The 17439-nt window shown below is 61.9% G+C and carries 16 protein-coding genes; 6 read left to right on the plus strand and 10 right to left on the minus strand.

The annotated features are described in order from the left end of the window. The first annotated feature begins 271 nt into the window (after nt 1-271). Nucleotides 272-1168 carry a formate/nitrite transporter family protein gene (locus tag ACEWE8_RS18225; protein ID WP_012313088.1) on the plus strand — a complete coding sequence of 299 codons (897 nt, stop codon included), beginning with the start codon at nt 272-274 and terminating at the stop codon, nt 1166-1168. 223 nt (nt 1169-1391) lie between these two features. Further along, nucleotides 1392-2477 (plus strand): diguanylate cyclase, encoded by a 1086-nt coding sequence (locus ACEWE8_RS18230; protein ID WP_046787716.1) that lies wholly within the window; start codon nt 1392-1394, stop codon nt 2475-2477. 14 nt (nt 2478-2491) lie between these two features. Here ACEWE8_RS18230 and ACEWE8_RS18235 read toward each other — a convergent pair whose 3' ends face one another. Continuing rightward, nucleotides 2492-2815, minus strand: a complete 324-nt coding sequence (locus ACEWE8_RS18235) for a DUF2025 family protein (RefSeq protein WP_046787717.1) — start codon at nt 2813-2815, stop codon at nt 2492-2494. A 185-nt stretch (nt 2816-3000) separates the two neighbouring features. On the opposite strand from ACEWE8_RS18235, the gene ACEWE8_RS18240 reads away from it, so the two are divergent. After that, on the plus strand, nt 3001-4215 hold the full coding sequence (locus ACEWE8_RS18240) for a GAF domain-containing sensor histidine kinase (RefSeq protein WP_046787718.1): 1215 nt from the start codon (nt 3001-3003) through the stop codon (nt 4213-4215). A gap of 13 nt (nt 4216-4228) precedes the next feature. Here the strand turns inward: ACEWE8_RS18240 and ACEWE8_RS18245 are convergent, their stop codons facing one another. The 7 genes from ACEWE8_RS18245 to ACEWE8_RS18275 form a co-directional block, all read right to left on the minus strand. Further along, nucleotides 4229-5095 (minus strand): HlyD family secretion protein, encoded by an 867-nt coding sequence (locus tag ACEWE8_RS18245; protein WP_046787719.1) that lies wholly within the window; start codon nt 5093-5095, stop codon nt 4229-4231. 11 nt (nt 5096-5106) lie between these two features. Then, nucleotides 5107-5313, minus strand: coding sequence for a DUF1656 domain-containing protein (locus ACEWE8_RS18250; protein WP_046787720.1), 207 nt, complete (start codon nt 5311-5313; stop codon nt 5107-5109). Then, the gene (locus ACEWE8_RS18255; RefSeq protein WP_046787721.1) at nt 5300-7288 is read right to left on the minus strand and encodes an FUSC family protein; all 1989 of its coding nucleotides are present in this window, start codon (nt 7286-7288) and stop codon (nt 5300-5302) included. Before ACEWE8_RS18255 ends, ACEWE8_RS18250 begins: the two co-directional genes overlap by 14 nt. Before the next feature lie 180 nt (nt 7289-7468). Beyond that, a complete protein-coding gene (gene ccoM, locus ACEWE8_RS18260) occupies nt 7469-7585 on the minus strand; it encodes a cytochrome c oxidase subunit CcoM (protein WP_008097462.1) in 117 nt (38 codons plus the stop codon). Between the two features lie 135 nt (nt 7586-7720). Further along, nucleotides 7721-7882 (minus strand): hypothetical protein, encoded by a 162-nt coding sequence (locus ACEWE8_RS18265; RefSeq protein WP_168216549.1) that lies wholly within the window; start codon nt 7880-7882, stop codon nt 7721-7723. A gap of 78 nt (nt 7883-7960) precedes the next feature. Further along, on the minus strand, nt 7961-8290 hold the full coding sequence (locus ACEWE8_RS18270; protein ID WP_046787722.1) for a hypothetical protein: 330 nt from the start codon (nt 8288-8290) through the stop codon (nt 7961-7963). Between the two features lie 108 nt (nt 8291-8398). Continuing rightward, nucleotides 8399-9094 (minus strand): M949_RS01915 family surface polysaccharide biosynthesis protein, encoded by a 696-nt coding sequence (locus ACEWE8_RS18275; RefSeq protein WP_046787723.1) that lies wholly within the window; start codon nt 9092-9094, stop codon nt 8399-8401. Nucleotides 9095-9224: 130 nt separating this feature from the next. Here ACEWE8_RS18275 and rapA point away from each other — a divergent pair, with 130 nt between their 5' ends. Together rapA and ACEWE8_RS18285 are read left to right on the plus strand one after the other, a co-directional pair. After that, nucleotides 9225-12071, plus strand: a complete 2847-nt coding sequence (gene rapA / locus ACEWE8_RS18280) for an RNA polymerase-associated protein RapA (protein WP_012313078.1) — start codon at nt 9225-9227, stop codon at nt 12069-12071. Nucleotides 12072-12272: 201 nt separating this feature from the next. Then, complete coding sequence (locus tag ACEWE8_RS18285; RefSeq protein WP_119688372.1) at nt 12273-14537, plus strand: bifunctional diguanylate cyclase/phosphodiesterase; 2265 nt, start codon at nt 12273-12275, stop codon at nt 14535-14537. Here ACEWE8_RS18285 and ACEWE8_RS18290 read toward each other — a convergent pair. Together ACEWE8_RS18290 and ACEWE8_RS18295 are read right to left on the minus strand one after the other, a co-directional pair. Continuing rightward, a complete protein-coding gene (locus tag ACEWE8_RS18290) occupies nt 14437-15324 on the minus strand; it encodes an NAD(P)-dependent oxidoreductase (protein ID WP_080952187.1) in 888 nt (295 codons plus the stop codon). The two genes, ACEWE8_RS18285 and ACEWE8_RS18290, sit on opposite strands and share 101 nt — an antisense overlap. A 160-nt stretch (nt 15325-15484) precedes the next feature. Then, a complete protein-coding gene (locus tag ACEWE8_RS18295; protein WP_046787726.1) occupies nt 15485-15799 on the minus strand; it encodes a DUF2288 domain-containing protein in 315 nt (104 codons plus the stop codon). Between the two features lie 359 nt (nt 15800-16158). Here ACEWE8_RS18295 and ACEWE8_RS18300 point away from each other — a divergent pair, with 359 nt between their 5' ends. Then, nucleotides 16159-17274: a branched-chain amino acid ABC transporter substrate-binding protein gene (locus tag ACEWE8_RS18300; RefSeq protein WP_012313074.1), complete on the plus strand. Its 1116-nt coding sequence runs from the start codon at nt 16159-16161 to the stop codon at nt 17272-17274. Nucleotides 17275-17439: the final 165 nt, after the last annotated feature.

A 17439-nucleotide genomic window follows, 5' to 3' on the forward strand; every position in this document is an offset into this window, starting at 1 on the left:
GCCGAGGCGCGCATTCTACGCTTTCCTCATTTGCTGTCAAGCGTTTGTTTTGAAGTTTTTTTGAATCTGCTTTCTTTCAAAAGCCTTGAACTTCAACAACTTACCGCCTGCCTCGTCGCGTTCAACGCTGCGAGGAGGCGAATAATACGCGGTTTGAAATTTGAGTCAACACCTTGATCTAAAAAAACTTCAAGATGCATTTTGCAGCCGCCCGGCAACTAAATGCATGAACCATCGCTCTGTAGATAAACACTCCGTGGAGGGCAATGGCATGAGCGATGCGCAGAGCGAGAAGACCCCTGGCCTGTCGGCTGATGAAGAGAAGGAAGTCAGCCATAACCAACCCCCGAGGGCGGCGGTTCTGCACGAGATCATTCGCTACCAGGGCGACCAGGAACTGGAGCGCACCCTCGCGGCGCTGTGGTGGTCGGCCCTGGCAGCAGGCCTGACCATGGGCCTTTCATTCATGGCCATGGGGCTGTTCTACGCTCGCCTGCCGGAGGGTGAGAGTGCCCAGGTTGTCGCCAGCATTGGCTACAGCGCAGGCTTTCTTGCGGTGATCCTGGCGCGTCAGCAACTGTTTACTGAAAACACCATCACAGCGGTGCTGCCGATCATGACAACGCCGACCTTCGCCAACCTCGGGCGCCTTTTGCGGCTGTGGGGCGTAGTGCTGGTCGGCAACCTGGCAGGCACCTTGCTGGTCGCCTGGGTCATGCTCGAACTACCCATTTTCGACAGCAAGACGGATGTCGCCTTCCTCGAGATCGGCCGCAAGGTGATGGAGAACGATATCAGCCAGATGTTCGCCAAGGGCATCGTATCGGGCTGGATGATAGCGACCATGGTGTGGATGATCCCGTCCATGGAGCACGCCAAGATCTGGATCATCCTGATGATCACCTACCTGATGGCCCTGGGCGACTTCACTCACATCGTCGTAGGCTCGGTCGAGGTGTCCTATCTGGTCTGGGCCGGAGACGAAACCTGGCGCAGCTTCTGGCTTGAGTTTGCCCTGCCGACCCTGGCCGGGAACATCATTGGAGGCAGCTTCATTTTCGCCCTGATCAGCCACGCGCAGGTGCGCAGCGACAGCGGCAAGCCACCTTCGCAGCTATTAAAGGATGAAAAAAAGTCTTCATTCGGCAAGCAGGACAACAAGCAATGACCTTCAGCGCACCGCCGCAGCAGGTTCAGGCCCGCCAATGGAATCCGCCATGAGCATCATGAGTGGCAAGCCCCCAGGCACAAAAAAACACGCAGCCCCCCATAGGGGCCGCATCAACCGTGAAATGGCTTGCAAGGTCATTTTTCGTCAATGGCAGACTGTTGAACACTATTGACGTGAGTTGTGCGATAAACGGCGACTCAGCAGAAGAACGACCACCATCATGGACAACCGCAGCGGCAAGGGACTTTCTTTCGTCAGGCGTATCTACCTGCCGCGCATGATCGGCCTGGGCATTGGCCTGTTCAGCGTCGCCGCAGCGGTCGCGCCACTTTCGCCCCCCACCTGGGCATGGTTGCTGCTGCTCTTCAACGGCTTGCTCTGGCCCCATGTGGCCTACCAGTGGGCACGGCGGTCGATTGCACCGTACCAGGCGGAACAGCGCAACCTGCTGCTGGATTCACTGATGGGTGGTTTCTGGACCGCAGCCATGCATTTCAACCCCCTGCCCTGCGTCACTGTGCTCTCGATGATGACCATGAACAATGTGGCCGCTGGCGGCAAACGCTTGGTCATGCGAGGGCTAGTGGCGCAACTGGTCGGCATGCTGCTGGCCAGCGCACTGCTGGGCACAGGGCTGCAGCTCAACGCCACACCACTGCAGATCTTTGCCTGCCTGCCAATGCTGACACTCTATCCACTGGCCCTGGGCTGGGTGTGCTACCGCCTGGCGATCAAGCTTGCCGAACACAAGCGCCGCCTTCGCGACCTGAGCCTGACTGACAGCCTGACCGGGCTGCTCAATCACGGCGCCTGGAAGGACCTGCTCCTGCTGCGCTTCCAGACTTGCCAGAACTTGCAAATGCCATCAGTGATTGCCCTGATCGATATCGACCATTTCAAGACCATCAATGGCACGTTCGGCCACGTGATCGGCGATTGCGTGCTGCGACAGATGAGCGACGAGCTCAGACGCAACCTGCGGGCGGGCGACCTGGCAGGGCGTTATGGTGGCGACGAATTCTGCGTGATTCTGCCCGATACCAGTGAGCGTGAGGCCAGGCAGGCCATGGAGCGTCTGCGCGAGCGCATCGTTTGCTACCGTGACCCGCAACTGCCGCATTTGAAAGTCAGCCTTAGTATCGGCATGTCAGCCTTCCGGGCAGACCTCCAATCCCCCGAACACTGGCTGGAACAGGCAGACAAGGCACTCTACTGCGCCAAGCGACGCGGTCGCGACCAGGTCAATTCCGACCATGATGAGGCCACGGCGCTTCAGCCGGCATCCCTGGCAGAATATCCTCGCTGACCGCCGTTGCGCTGTCAGCAGCGCAACGAGCGCTGCGCCAGAATTTCCGGCAGGTCACTGCGCCGCAGATACTGGCGTAACGGTTCGGCAATGTTCAGCCGGTCGTCCACACGCTGCTCCAGCAACAGCGCCAGGCGTTGCCGACACAGCGCCATGCGCGCGCCCTGCTCCGGCCGCCAGACGAACTCACTGCACGGGATGATGCTCTCGTCAGCCACGTCCATACCGAACGCGTCTTCGGAAAAACGCACGATATGAACGCCGCGCTTGCCATGAAAGCCGACAAAGCCCTTGAGCTGGTCGGCAGCACTGCAGATGTCCTGGGATGTGATGGCCATGTCGAAACCTCGCAAATGATTGGAAGTGACGCACGCCAGGCGGGCAACGGTCGCCTCTACTGGGCGACGCGCCAGCCCAGCCTAGCTTAATCGCCGGGCGTTTCGCCAAGGTTTTTCGCCATTGGCCCGAGCCCCCCGCTAGACTGATGCCCTACCCTTTTCCGTCGCCAATTTTGGGACCGTTCATGACCAACGCCATCAGCGCCGATATTGCCACCATCGGCCGCATCAGCGCCGTGCCCGCCATCCTTCAGGTCATCTGCGAAACCAGCGGCATGCGCTTCGCCGCCGTGGCACGGGTTACCGAATGCAACTGGACTGCCTGCGCCGTACTGGACAACCTGGGCTTTGGCCTTGAAGTGGGCGGCGAGCTTGAGGTGGCAACTACGCTGTGCCACGAGATTCGCAGCTCTCACCAGACCATCGTGATCGACAAAGCCAGCGAAGATGAGCGCTACTGCCGGCACCAGACGCCGCAGCGTTATGGCTTTGAAAGCTACATATCCGTGCCGGTGTTCCGAACAGATGGCCGCTTCTTCGGCACCATCTGTGCCCTGGACCCGAATCCGGCCTCGCTCAAAGGCCAATCAATCCAGCCCATGATGGAGTCGTTCGCCCGCTTGCTGGCCATCCAGATCGAGAGTGAGGAGAGCGTCCAGCACACCGAGCGCGCCCTGCGCGAGGAACGGACGATGGCAGAAGTGCGCGAACAGTTCATCGCAGTGCTTGGCCATGATCTGCGCAATCCTCTGTTTGCCATCACCGCAGGCGCCGAACTGTTGACTCAGCGCTTGGACGACGACAAGAACCGCGCGATCGCCCGCCACATTCACACGTGTGGCCAGCGGGCCTCACAGCTTGTGCGCGATGTGCTGGATTTTGCCCGAGGCCGACTTGGCAGCGGCATCCCATTGAACCTGCAGCCCTGCCCGGACCTGACAGAAGGGCTCATGCATGTCGCTGCAGAACTGCAGCACGCACACCCACAGCGGCAGATCGTGCTTCAGATCGGTGATATCGGCGGCCTGTACTGTGACCGCGAACGGGTGACCCAGCTACTCTCCAACCTGATCGCCAACGCGCTGACCCATGGTGCGCCTGACGGGCCGGTGACGGTCAGGGCGGCGATTGCCGATGAGGAGTTCGTGCTTAGTGTGCACAACAGCGGTGCCCCCATAGCCCCACAAACCCTGAACCAATTGTTCCAGCCATTCAGGCCGCTGTCTGCGGCGCCAAGACAGGGGCTTGGCCTTGGCCTTTACATAGCCAATCAGATTGCCCTGGCCCACGGCGGACGCATGGAGGTCATCTCCGACAAGCAACGCGGCACGCTATTCAGCTTTCACTTGCCGGCCGTTCCCCTGAGGCAAGTGCCGGGGCCGTCGACCATCGGGCTGTAACGCATCGCCCTGATCACTTGGGCGAATCCTCGTGCACCTGCACGCTGGCCGTCATCCCCGCGCTGAGGTTCATGCCTTCGGGAATGTCGTCCAGCCGGATGCGCACAGGTATTCGCTGGGCCAGCCTTACCCAGTTGAAGGTTGGCTCAACCTCCGGCAACAACTGGCTGTCAGGGTTACTGTTACTGTCGGTGATACCCCGGCTGATGCTTTCCACATGCCCCTGCATGGCCTCTCCTGCCCCCATCAGCCAGACCGTCACCGAATCGCCCACGCGTATGCGCGGCAATTTGGTTTCTTCGAAGTAGGCCTGGATAAAAAAGGTCGAGTCATCCACCAGGGCCATTACCGACTGGCCGGCATTCACATAGTTGCCCTGAGCCAGGCGCAAGTTGGTGATGTGCCCACTGCGGGGGGCTCGTACTTCACTGCGCGCAAGGTTGATTTTCGCCACCTGTAACTGAGCTTGCGCCTCATGCAACTCACCGCGGGCAATGGCGGCATTGATTTGCGCGTTTTCGCGCAGCTCAGCACTGATCGCCCCGGGCCCCAATGCCGTGCGCCGCGCAGCTTCGCGCTCGCGCAGGTGCAACTGCTGGGCACGCGTTTCTGCCACGGCGCTGGCCTGATCGAACGCGGCCTGGAAGCGCTCCCGATCTATGCTCATCAACAGGTCGCCAGCCTTGACCCGCTGGTTGTCCTGCACCTTGAGCTCACGCACCCAGCCGGACACGTCGGGCGCGATGACCACTACGTCGGCCCGCACCCGTGCATCACGTGTCCATGGGGTGAGCATGTAGTACTGCCAGAGTTTATAGCCGGCCAGAACGGCGATGGCGACCACGCAGAGGGTCACCAGGGTACGGACGACAGCACGCATCGAATCACTCCTTACAAAGGCCCCAGCAGGCGAACTACCAGGTACAGCACACAAACGAACAGCGCTGCGTCGAACAGCGCTTCATGCCAGATCCAGCGCCCCAACGGCGTGGCGTGCACGACAAAGCGCAACAAACCGGTAAGCACCAGAGCCAACAGCACGTAGATCAGAAAAGGGCTGAGCAGCACGCCGCCCAATGCCCACTCACGCAACCCCATGGGCTTCCTCCTGCCAGCGGCACCATTTGCCCCAGCTTTTCTGCAACTGCAATACCGCCCCTTCGGCCAGGCGTAACGGGTCACTCGACGGCAGGCGTTGCAGCGCCGCGATGAATCGCTCGCTGGCGGCATCCAGGCGCTGCCCTCGTCCGGCTGCCGGCCCGCTGGCCAGGACTGTTTCCAGTTGCTGCAGATATTCACGTTCGGCATCACCCAACGGCGCCTGGGCGACTGCCAGGCACATGCGCAAATGCAGCAGTTCGTCGCCGATGTCCAGGCCATGCAGGCCATCGTCCCAACGCTTGCGTTCGGCCTCGCGCAGCTCGCCGGCGTGCCGTGCCAATTGCATCAGACGGTCGGCCATGCGCCCGCCAAACCAGCTGTCGGCACCACGCAGGTCGCGCCGGGCCAGACGCACCAGGTCGCTTTGGGTCGCCGCGCGCAGGCGCCGGCCAAGCCAGGCCGGGTGGCGGAACACCAGCAGGCGAAACGCCATGACCGCCGCACCTACACCCACCAGCATGGCCAGCGCACTGTTGAGCATGCTCGCCACACCGAACTGCATGGCATTGAGCGGCGACACCAGTACGATGAAGTGCAGGCAATAAGAAGTCGCCGTGGCCCCGGTGCGCGGGTGAGCCATACCCAGAGCCCCAAAGAACAGAGGTACGCCCATGCCCAGGCAAAGCATTGCAAAACTGCTCCACTGCGGCAGGATGATTTGCCCCACCAGCAATGCCGTCGGGATCGCCAGCAGGATGCCACGCAAGAAGCTGAGCCCGATCTGCGCACCATTTTCACGGCTGGCGAACAGGCTGCAGACCACACACGTCAACACCAGGCCACCGGGCGCAGAGGGCCAGGCGGTGGCAAGCCAGAAACCACTCATCACCAGAAATGCCAGCGCACTGCGTGAACCGAACAGCAACGCCAGCGACCAGTCGCGGTGGGCTGCCAGCCCCTGCGCCACATCCTTCGGCGCCCTGCCCACTTCGACATCATCGAGAGCCTGGGTGGCAGCCATGGCGTAGTCCAGTAGCAGGGTCATGCGGGCCAGGCAAAAATGCTCGGCAGAGCTGATCTGCTCGTCATGCGCGGCGTCCCAGATGCGCTGACGCAACAACAACAGGCTCGGCTGATCGGGCTTGGCCAACAGGGCGCGCACTTCTTCCAGCCATGGGCCAAGACGCAGGGTTTGCTGCTCATCCAGTTGCCGCCACTGGCGACGCACCGAGCGTGAGATCCGCAGCAGCACCATCAGTTTCTGGCTCAGGCCACGAATGGCCCTTGCCCGCTGGCGCCCACGCGGGCCTTCGAACCAGGCATGTTCGCGCTGGGTATCGATGGCAACGATACGCCCCAGGATCTCCAGCAGGCCTTCGCGCGTTTGGTCTTCACCGCCAAGCATGGCACTGGCCGTCTGGAAACCGCTGTGCCAGGCCTGGCGCGCCTGCCCGGCAAGTTGCTGCTCCACGCGCATCGGCCAGAGCAACGCGCTGGTGGCCGTTGCACAGAAGATCCCCAGGCAGATCTCGGTACAGCGCGCCACCGCCTGATCGAACACTTGCAGGGGCTTGTCGATCGCGGGCAAGGCAATGATCGCTGCGGTGTAGCCGGCCAGCACAAAGGCATAAGCCCAGGCGCTTCGCAGTTGGGTCGAAGCCGCGGTACACAGGGCCAGCCACAACGCCAGTGTGATGAGAAAAAGCCATGGCGTCTGCGCGAACAGGCCGATGAACAGCACTGACATGAAGGTGCCGACCAAGGTCCCGGCCAAGCGAGCAAGGCCCTTCTGTATCACCATGCCCGACAGGGGTTGGGCCACGATGAACGCGGTCATCAGCGCCCAGGCCGGCTGCTCCAGCCCCCAGCGCATGGCCAGCCACAGGGCAAGGCCGCCGCCAAGCAGGGTTTTGATGGCGAATTTGATGGCGAGGCTGCTGGGTGCGAACAGGGCCTGGAAGGTGATGGGCACGAAACGGACCTTGCGGGGGATGATCTGGTAAACGATAGACAATGAAGGGAAGGATAATGCTGAAACAAATAATTAGCTAGCTAATCATCTTTAGGCGCTGTCATATCAACCGATCAAGGCAAAAAAAAATGGGCGACCGAAGTCGCCCTAAATGCCTTGCGTGCCCGTGAACCTGGAAGGTCAGCGCGGCTTGCGCTTGTTCGAGTCCTTCCAGATGAAAATGCCAAGACCGGCAAAGAACGCGAACATCAACCCGACCGTTACCACACCAGCGATAACCACATTGTCGAAGAACATGTTGGCCTCCCGATTCGTTTGCCGTTGTCCGATGGATGCAAGGTAACGAATACGGGGGACGGGGAAATTGATCGAGGTCAATGGTGCCCGGAGCCGGGCACGCGAGGCGGATGCAGGGTTGACCTGCGTCAAGTTTCAGCGCTTCTTGGGCTTGTTCTTGGGCTTCTTTTTCTTCGACTTGCCCAGCGGCATGGCTTGCTCGAACGCCTGACGCACTTCGTTCAGGCGCTTTTCCTTGAGGTCGTGCACGCGCTTGGCACGTTCGGCATCGAAGTCGATGAGGTTGTCTTGGCTCATGGGCGGGCTCGAGGATCAACAGAGACTTGCATGATGCCGCCAGGCGTTGGCCATGACCAGCCCTGCGGCACAGGGCGCCTAGACTTCGATATCGACCAGCAGGCCCTGGCGCGGCTGTTCGCCCATGAGCGGGGCCACCGGTACGGTGTTGTCGCCGTTGACTTCTTCACCCGGCAAGGCACTGTAGCGCTCGTCGCCACCCTGTTTATTACGCCGCTGCTGCCGGCGCTGCTCCTCACGCAGCAGCAAGACCTGCTCCTGCGGGTCGCGTTGCTGCTTGAGGTCAATGGCGCTCTCCCCTGAGGCAGGCTGCGTGGGGACCACGGGCTTGATGTCCGGGGTCGGCTTGACCGGGTCCTGTTGCGAGGTCACTGGGGCGGCACTGAGCGGAATGATCGGCGGCAGCATGAGAATTCTCCTGTGCCCAGGGTATCGGCCGGTTGTCAGCCGCCTTGAGGGTCGGCGAATAGGGTAATGCGGCCGAAACCGGCCACGTCATGCCAGTATAGACAGCTGCTATGGAGCTTCGTCGTCAGGGTCGTCGTCACTTGGCGGGCTGGCCTCGCTCCAAGGGCGCTTGAAGACCTGCTGCCAGACGGCGTTCATGTGCTCGCGCAGCACTGGCGCCGCGTTCTTCAGCGAGGCACTGTCCTCGCGCTCACCGCCGATCGGGTCTTCGCCTGCCGGGGTGATCAGCGACTGCCCAGTGATGGTGTAACTGGCCTGGCCCTCACGCATCTCGATGGCAATGTCATGCGGGTCGATGCCGCCGCCACAGAACGAATGGCTGGCCACCGTCACCTCGGCGATGCCGTCCTTGTTCAGGTCACCCACATCGCTGACATCGTTGTAGAAGTCGACATCGAGGTCCAGGCCAGGGCAGGTGGTTTCCTGCTCGATCTGCCAGCGCGGCTTGAACCCGTCGCCCTCGGTGGCTCGCCCGTACAGCGTGGCCTTGAGCTCTACCTTGTCCACTTCCTGCTCGGACTCGGCATCGACCGCCTGGCCATCGCTGCGGCTGAGCACCAGCAGGCCTTCACCGTCACGGTCACGGAAATGCACGCTCTTGATCGGCGTCTGCACACCCAGCACCTCAAGCTGCTCCACCGGGATCGCCGGCAGGCTCTCGAAGTTTTTCTGCTCGCAAGCGGCCAGCAGCGCGAGGCTGCCCACGGCCAGAGAGGCGTTCAACCAGCGGTGCTTGAGCGGCATGGCGTGCGTAGCCCTCATCGGCAAGACGGTGTTCTGCGATGAAACAGCTAGACTCTTGGACTTCAACTCTATGGTCCGCCGGGCCTATCCGTTAACATAGCCGGCTTTTCATCGCGGGAGTTCAGGCAGTATGGCGCAGCAGTATCAACCGGGGCAACGCTGGATCAGTGACAGCGAAGCGGAGCTCGGCCTGGGGACCATCCTGGCCCAGGATGGCCGCTTGCTGACCGTGCTCTACCCGGCCACTGGCGACACCCGCCAGTATTCCCTGCGCAATGCGCCGCTGACCCGCGTGCGCTTCTCGCCAGGTGACCAGATCACCCACTTCGAAGGCTGGAAGCTGACGGTACGCGAAGTCGAGGACATCGACGGGCTGATGGTCTACCACGGCCTCGACGGCCAGAACCAGCCGCGCACCCTGCCGGAAACCCAGCTGTCGAACTTCATCCAGTTCCGCCTGGCCAGCGACCGTCTGTTCGCCGGTCAGATCGACCCGCTGTCCTGGTTCAGCCTGCGCTACAACACGCTGCAGCACACCAGCAAGCAGGTCCAGTCGTCGCTGTGGGGCCTGGGAGGCTGCCGCGCGCAGCCGATCGCCCACCAGTTGCACATCGCCCGCGAAGTGGCGGACCGCAGCGCACCTCGCGTACTGCTGGCCGACGAAGTGGGCCTGGGCAAAACCATCGAAGCCGGCCTGGTGATCCACCGCCAGTTGCTGACCGGGCGTGCCAACCGCGTGCTGATCCTGGTACCGGAAAACCTCCAGCACCAATGGCTGGTGGAAATGCGTCGGCGCTTCAACCTGCAGGTGGCACTGTTCGACGCCGAACGTTTCATTGAAAGCGACGCCAGCAACCCGTTCGAGGACGCCCAGTTGGCACTGGTCGCCCTGGAGTGGCTGGTCGAGGACGAAAAGGCCCAGGACGCGCTGTTCGCCGCAGGCTGGGACCTGATGGTGGTCGATGAAGCCCACCACCTGGTATGGCACGAAGACAAGGCCAGCACCGAATACAGCCTGGTCGAGCAACTGGCCCAGGTCATCCCGGGCGTACTGTTGCTCACCGCCACCCCCGAGCAGCTTGGTCAGGACAGTCACTTCGCCCGCCTGCGCCTGCTCGACCCCAATCGCTTCCATGACCTGGCAGCCTTCCGTGCCGAAAGCGAGCACTATCGCCCGGTGGCTGAAGCCGTACAGGAACTGCTCGACGAAGGCCGCCTGTCACCCAAGGCCCACGCCACCATCCAGGGTTTCCTGGGTGCCGAGGGCGAAGCCCTGCTGGCTGCAGTCAGCGATGGCGACAGCCAGGCCAGCGCCCGCCTGATCCGCGAGCTGCTCGACCGCCATGGCACTGGCCGCGTCCTGTTCCGCAACACCCGTGCGGCCATCCAGGGTTTCCCGGAGCGCGAACTGCACCCTTACCCGCTGCCGATGCCGGAACAGTACCGCGACCTGCCAGCCGGCGAGCACGCCGAGCTGTACCCGGAAGTCGCGTTCCAGGCACAAGGTGAAGTCAGCGACGACGAGCGCTGGTGGCGTTTCGACCCTCGCGTCGACTGGCTGATCGACACCCTGAAGATGCTCAAGCGCACCAAGGTCCTGGTGATCTGCGCCCACGCCGAAACCGCCATGGACCTGGAAGACGCGCTGCGCGTGCGCTCCGGCATTCCTGCCTCGGTGTTCCATGAAGGCATGAGCATCCTTGAGCGCGACCGCGCCGCAGCCTATTTCGCCGACGAAGAGTTCGGCGCCCAGGTGCTGATCTGCTCCGAGATCGGCAGCGAAGGGCGCAACTTCCAGTTCGCCCACCACCTGGTGATGTTCGACCTGCCGGCCCACCCGGACCTGCTCGAGCAGCGCATCGGCCGCCTTGACCGGATCGGTCAGAAGCACGTCATTCAGTTGCACATCCCCTACCTGCAGGAAGGCCCGCAAGAGCGCCTGTTCCAGTGGTACCACGAAGCACTCAACGCCTTCCTCAACACCTGCCCGACCGGCAACGCCCTGCAGCACCAGTTCGGCCCGCGCCTGCTGCCGATGCTCGAAGGCGGGGACAGCAAGGCCTGGGATGCCCTGGTAGCCGAAGCCAAAGGTGAGCGTGAACGCCTGGAAGCAGAACTGCACAGCGGCCGCGACCGCCTGCTGGAGCTCAACTCCGGCGGTGCCGGCGAAGGCCAGGCGCTGGTCGAGGACATCCTTGAGCAGGACGACCAGTTCGCTCTGCCGATCTACATGGAAACCCTGTTCGACGCCTTTGGCATCGACAGCGAAGACCACTCGGAAAACGCCCTCATCCTCAAGCCGAGCGAGAAGATGCTCGACGCCAGCTTCCCGCTGGGCGATGACGAAGGCGTCACCATCACCTACGACCGTGGCCAGGCGCTGTCGCGCGAAGACATGCAGTTCCTCACCTGGGAACACCCGATGGTGCAGGGCGGCATGGACCTGGTACTGTCCGGTTCGATGGGCAACACCGCCGTCGCGCTGATCAAGAACAAGGCGCTCAAGCCTGGCACCGTGCTGCTTGAACTGCTGTTCGTCAGCGAGGTGGTGGCGCCGCGCAGCCTGCAACTGGGCCGCTACCTGCCGCCTGCGGCGCTGCGCTGCCTGCTCGATGCCAACGGCAACGACCTGGCCTCGCGCGTGGCCTTCGAAACGCTCAACGAGCAGCTCGAAAGCGTGCCTCGGGCCAGCGCCAACAAGTTCGTACAGGCCCAGCGTGACGTGCTGGCCAAGCGCATCAGTGGCGGTGAAGCCAAGATCATGCCGACCCACGTCGAGCGTGTGGCAGAGGCGCAACGCCGCTTGGCCGCCGAAGCCGACGAAGAACTGGCGCGCCTGACCGCTCTGAAAGCCGTCAACCCGAGCGTACGCGACAGCGAAATCGACGCCCTGCGCAAGCAGCGCGAAGATGGCCTGGCAATGCTCGAAAAGGCCGCACTGCGCCTGGAGGCGATCCGCGTGCTGGTCGCTGGCTAAGACTGGATTGCAGCCATTGGGGAGGTGCCCATGCACCTCCCCTCTCCTTTATACCCGCGCGTTATCACCCCAATAACCAAATCGTTGCAATCAAAGAGCCATTACCCCGGAAGGTTTAAACACCCGTTCCTATACTCCTTTCTGGATAGTCTCCTTGGGGGTTGATTGGAGACCAGTGCGAACTCGACCATGGGGCAAGCAATGGAATGGCTGGGACTGCAACTGTTCTCCGATGTGCCGGCTAGCGGTAGCATCGTTATCGACTGCCGTCATGAACCACTACTGATCCTGATCGCCTTCGCTGTGGCCAGCGCTGCCTGCTTTGCCACCCTGGACATGGCCGAGCGCCAATCCCACAGCGAGCAACCGGCTGCCCAGAGGCAATGGCGCATGCTGGGTGCCTGCTGCCTGGCCGGAGGGATCTGGGCGATGCACTTCATCAGCATGCTGGCGTTCAGGGCACCGCTGGAAATGCACTACGACGCCTCACTGAGCGGCCTTTCGCTGCTGATTGCACTGGGTGTGGCCTGGATGGCGATGACCAGCCTCGATCGCGAGCGCATGGGGCCGCAGCATTACCTGCAAAGCGCCATGCTGATCGGCCTGGGTATCATCCTCATGCATTTTGTCGGCATGGCGGCGTTGCAGACCGGGGCCAAGCAGTACTACCAGACCGAACTGTTGCTGGCCAGCACGGCCATCGCACTGCTGACCAGCCTGGCCGCACTGCTGATGGCCCGCTACTTCCGCAACGGCAGCGGCACTGTGCATCAAGCCCTGAAATATGGCGCGAGCCTGCTCATGGCCGGCGGCATCGTTGCCACCCATTTCACCGCAATGGCCGCGATGACGCTGGTCATTCCTGCCGACACCGCCCTGCGCTTGCCCTCCGCCGACAACAGCCTGCAACTGGGCCTGACCGTGGCCTTCATCACCCTGCTGATCAGCGCAAGCAGCATCAGCGCTGCCCTGGCCGACAAAAAGCTGCAGAGCAAGGAACACGACCTGCGCAGGGTGAACATGCTGCTCAGCCAACTGGACCAGGCCCGCGCTTCTTTGCAGCAAGCCGCTCACTACGATGCACTGACCAGCCTGGTCAACCGTCGAGGCTTCAACCAGGTGTTCGCCGAACGCCTGGCCGAACAGAACCCCGAAGTGCACCGCCTGGCGGTGATGTTCCTCGATATCGACCATTTCAAACGGATCAACGACAGCCTCGGCCATGACGCCGGTGACCAACTGCTCAAGGTGATCGCCAGCCATATCAAAGCGGCCACACGCAGCCACGACCTGGTGGCACGCTTCGGCGGCGACGAATTCTGCGTGGTTACCAGCCTCAATGGGCCTGACGAAGCTCGCCATCTGGCGCAGCGCATCATGCAGCGCATGAAGGACCCCATCGACCTGGGCGGGCGGCGCATGGTCATGACCACCAGCATCGGCGTCAGCATTTACCCCGACGACGGCCTCACCGCTGAAGAGCTGCTCAAGCACGCCGACCTTGCCCTGTATCAATCCAAGGGCAGCGGGCGCAACAGCCTGCATTTTTTCAACAGCAGCCTGAAAAACCGCGCCACCCTTGAACTGCAACTGGAAGAAGAGCTGCGCATCGCCTTGCTTGAAGAACGTGGGCTGCGCGTGCATTACCAGCCCATCTATGACTTGGGTAGCGGCCAGGTAGCCAAGCTTGAAGCCTTGGTACGCTGGCAGCATCCGCAGCATGGGCTGCTGAGCCCGGACCGGTTCATCGGCATTGCCGAAGCCAACGGCCTGATCGTCGACCTGGACCTGTGGGTGTTGCGCCACGCCTGTGATGACCTGGCGCAGTTGCATCGCCATGGCTTCGCCGACCTCAAGCTCACGGTCAACTGCTCAGCGGTGACGCTGGGCCATGACGGGTTGCCCAAAGAAGTGGAAATGGCACTGTTCCAAGCGGGCCTGGCACCTCGACACCTGGAACTTGAGGTCACCGAGAATGCCCTGATGGGTGACATCCAGCGCACGCTCAGCCTGCTCAAGCGAATTCGTGGCCAAGGTGTCAGCCTTTCGATCGATGACTTCGGCACAGGGTACTCGTCACTGGCTTACCTCAAGCGCCTGCCTCTGGACGTCCTCAAGATCGACCGTAGCTTTCTTCAGGACGTGCCTGCCAGCCTGAAGGACCGTGAGATCGTCCAGGCGATCATCGCAATGGCCCATACCCTGCATCTACAGGTGGTCAGCGAGGGTGTAGAAACTGTCGAGCAGCATGAGTTTCTGGCCGCCAACGGCTGCGACTACCTGCAGGGCTACCTGCTCAGCCGGCCGGTACCGCTGGCGGACCTGCGGCCGATCCTGGAACGGCTCGACCGCCAGGAAGAAGCCTTCAGCGCTTGTTGCGATACAGCTCTACCAGGGTCGCCGGATCTTTTTGCAGATAACCCTGGCTACCGTGCAGGCGCATCAATTGCGCGGCGAGGCCACTGAGGGGGGTCGCCGTGCCCTGTTCGCGGGAGAACTTGACCGCACCGTCGAGGTCCTTGAGCAGCGTGCGCACATGCCATTTCACCGGTTCGAAACGGCTTTCGGCCATCTGCGGTGCCAGGATCTGCAGTGGCCTGGAGTCGGCAAAACCACCGGCCAGGGCTTGGGCGATGAGCGTTGCGTCCACACCTGACTGCTCGGCCAACGCCACGACTTCAGCAACCACCAAGGCATTGCAGGCCACGATCATCTGATTGCAGGCCTTGGTCACCTGCCCCGCCCCCACCCCGCCCATGTGCGTGACCCGCTGGCCAAGGGTAAGCAATACCGGGCGCGCTCGTTCCAGGTCGGCAGCCTCGCCGCCGACCATGATCGCCAGGCTGCCGGCCTCGGCGCCCGGCGTGCCACCGGAGACAGGCGCATCCAGCCACGCCATGCCACACAGGGCGGCCAGTTCGGCAGCCATCTCGCGGGTAGCGGTCGGCTCAAGGCTGGACAAGTCGACCAGCAGTTGCCCGCTACGCCCACCCTGGGCGATACCCTGCTCGCCGAAAACCACCTCGCGTACCACCTCCGTATCGGCCAGGCACAGCAGCACCATGTCGCTGCCCCGGCACAACCCGGCAGGGTCGGCAGCCAGCTGCGCGCCAGCCGCGACCAGCTCGGCACACTTTTCCGGGCTGCGGTTCCAGACGGTCAGCGGGTAACCTGCGGCCAGCAGGCGCCGACACATCGGCAGCCCCATCAGACCAATCCCGGCGAATCCAAGCGAAGGCAGTTCAGTGCTCATAACGACTCCTGGCAAATCCGATAGTTATCCGGGCCGTACCACGGCCCCATTACGCATCCCGTAAACTGTTACCGCCACGCCGAATTGTTACCTACCTCCACCCCACCTGAACGCCATCGAGCACCAGAATGGGGCGGCTGCGCATTTTCGCGCACCAAAATCATCCGGCGGATTTGGCGCTCTTCACCTGAATCACGATGAACGGCGAAACCACGACCGCCCATATCTCTGGATCGCGGGTTTGCAGGTCGAGCGCCTGTTCGGCCGTGACAGGGCCCACGGTGCCATCATCACGCCACTTGGCGAACATCTCGCTGCGATTCTGCGCCATCACTTCGGCAACCGCTATCAGGTCCAGGCTGGGGTCGACCCAAATCAGGTCACCCTTTGCCCAAAAACGCTCCAATGCCTTCCACTCGATAGTTGCCGTCTCGCCGAGCAATTTGGCATAGAGGGTGCTTGTTTGATCAGTCATGGGTTTTTACCGCAAATATCGGCCAATAAAAAAGGCCGGCATTTTTGCAGAAAAACCCGGTTTCAAATATGTAATTTGGTCGATTGGCCCAGAACTTGTGGGGTAGGGCCGAAGATGCAGGCGATGTAATGGCGCCTTTCTGTATCTTTGTGTCGATCATGCGACAACCCGCGAAACAGGCGCTTTTCGCCCGCTTTTCAAGCGCTCGGGCAGCGCTCTACACTGTACCGGTACAGTTCCGGGACATGTTCCGGGGGAAGGTGGGCATGCAGTGTGGCGTGGCCATACCGCAAATCCCGCCCGGTCTGTAGCCCTGGCCGCCAGGACTATAAGAATTACAACAGAATGAGTGGAGCACTATGATCAAGATTTCCAAGCTGTTCGCCGCAATGGTACTGGCCGGGGTAGCCAGCCATTCGTTTGCCGCCGATACCATCAAGATCGGCATCGCCGGTCCGAAAACCGGTCCTGTGACCCAGTACGGCGACATGCAGTTCATCGGCGCAAAACAGGCCATCAAGGACATCAACGCCAAGGGCGGCGTCGATGGCAAAATGCTTGAAGCCAAGGAATACGACGACGCGTGCGACCCTAAACAGGCCGTGGCAGTCGCCAACAAAGTGGTCAACGACGGCGTCAAGTTCGTCATCGGCCACCTGTGCTCCAGCTCCACCCAGCCAGCGTCCGACATCTACGAAGACGAAGGCGTGATCATGATCACCCCGGCCGCCACCAGCCCGGAAATCACCGCCCGTGGTTACAAGCTGATCTTCCGCACCATCGGCCTGGACAGCGCCCAAGGCCCTGCGGCCGGCAACTACATCGCCGACCACGTCAAGCCGAAGGTCGTTGCAGTGCTGCACGACAAGCAGCAGTACGGTGAAGGCATCGCCACCGCCGTCAAGCAGACCCTGGAAGGCAAAGGCACCAAGGTTGCCGTCTTCGAAGGCCTGAACGCCGGTGACAAGGACTTCTCCTCGATCATCCAGAAGCTCAAGCAGAACAACGTCGACTTCGTCTACTACGGCGGCTACCACCCAGAGCTGGGCCTGATCCTGCGCCAGGCTCAGGAAAAAGGCCTGAAAGCCAAGTTCATGGGGCCAGAAGGCGTAGGCAACGACTCGATCTCGCAGATCGCCCAGAACGCCTCCGAAGGCCTGCTGGTCACCCTGCCGAAGTCGTTCGACGCCGACCCTGAGAACAAGGCCATCGTCGATGCCATCAAGGCTGACGGCAAGGACCCGAGCGGTCCGTTCGTGTTCCCGGCCTACTCCGCCGTGGAGCTGATCGCCAAAGGCATCGAGGCTGCCAAGTCCGAAGACACCGACAAGGTGGCAGCCGCCATCCACGCCGGCTCGTTCAAGACCCCGACCGGCACGCTGTCGTACGACGAAAAAGGCGACCTCAAAGACTTCAAGTTCGTGGTCTACGAATGGCACTTCGGCAAGCCGAAGACCGAAGTCTCCCCTCAGTAACTGCGTGACTGAATAGCTGACCGTAAAAGCCCACTGTGCGAGCAGTGGGCTTTGTTTTACGAGGTTCATGGACCTGACTCCCGCGATCCGGGGGCCGGTTCACCTGAAAATCTTAAAACCGTCACTCGCGGTTTCCTGGCCTACCCCCGCCAGCGAAATGCAAAT

It is taken from the genome of Pseudomonas sp. TR47, from assembly GCF_044143025.1.
Lineage (GTDB): Bacteria > Pseudomonadota > Gammaproteobacteria > Pseudomonadales > Pseudomonadaceae > Aquipseudomonas > Aquipseudomonas putida_E.